Raw genomic sequence first — 1,125 nt, 5'->3', positions numbered from 1 at the left:
GTATTCTTTGGCAAATTGATCGTGGGGAAAGCGAGTCATTAGGGATTTTTATACTCTATGTATTAATTATATTATTTGATGGTTCATCTATTTCAGTTAATGATATTAATCAGGGCGATCGCATAAATAACAAAACATAGTTCGATCGCATAACCAAAAACAACCCAATCGAACTTTTCCCAGCAACACAAAAAGAAAGATCGCCTTTCCTAAACTTAACTGAAAAAAGCGATATGCCTACGGCACGCTACGCGAACGCATTTTTTGCTAGTAGTGCGATCGCATAACCAAAAACAACCCGATCGCACTTTTTACCACCAAGAGAAAAAAGAATGATCGCCTTTTCTAAACTTAGCTGAAAAAAGCGATATGCAAGAGAGCACGCTACGCGAACGCATTTTTTGCTGGTAGTCCGATCGCATAACCAAAAACAACCCAATCGCACTTTTCCCACCAAAAGAAAAAAAAGATCGCCTAACTCAAAACAGTTTGATCGCACTTGCCAAAGAAACCCAGTTTTTCTAAAAAACCGAGTTTCTGAAAAGGTTATTAAGAAAATCATTCTTGATTCTATCTGCTAAACCTAGCCAATAATTCATCACGGGATAATTGCAACAGCAATGAAGTAAACTCTTCTGGTGGTAACTCTAACAAAGGAGTAACTATTGACTGTAGTTCCTCATCTAATACTCCAAAACGAACTCTGAGCAAATTTTCTACAACAATGCTTTCACCTTGTTGAATACCTTGTTGTGTAGCCTCATCTAACCTCTCTAAATAAAGCGGTGATAATTCCATAATTAACTCCCTGTCTTCTGCATCTAAGTTTTGATTTGTTTCGAGAATGACGCGCAGATTATACAATAACTCTAGCGCATTTGCTCGTAATGAGTTATCTTCTGGTAGTGCGGTCAATTCATTAATTGCTTTTTTTTGGACTGTTCCCTTACCCAAAATTCTCAGCCAGAGCGTTTCTGGAGTAGGTGGTAACTGATGAATGGCTACGATCGCAGTTTTCAACCCCTCGCCTAGTAAATAAACTCCAGGTTCCCAGTTTTCGCCATCAGAAATTGCCCTAAATTCATCTAATAAAAGTGGTGATGCTGTGGGAGTGAGAATCCATAA

Annotated in this window: 1 protein-coding gene and 1 pseudogene; both read right to left on the bottom strand. The window is 38.5% G+C overall.

The features are described 5' to 3' along the window. Positions 1 to 247: 247 nt before the first annotated feature. Entirely contained in the window at positions 248 to 562 is a 315-nt protein-coding gene (locus ACE1CC_RS03515; protein WP_413269090.1) for a hypothetical protein, read from the bottom strand. Between the two features lie 8 nt (positions 563 to 570). After that, positions 571 to 1,125: pseudogene (locus ACE1CC_RS03510) on the bottom strand (hypothetical protein); the annotation flags it as partial.

Origin of the sequence: Floridaenema aerugineum BLCC-F46 (assembly GCF_041929345.1) — a bacterium.
GTDB classification, from domain to species: Bacteria; Cyanobacteriota; Cyanobacteriia; order Cyanobacteriales; family Aerosakkonemataceae; genus Floridanema; species Floridanema aerugineum.
This window is presented reverse-complemented; position numbering and strand designations above follow the sequence as displayed.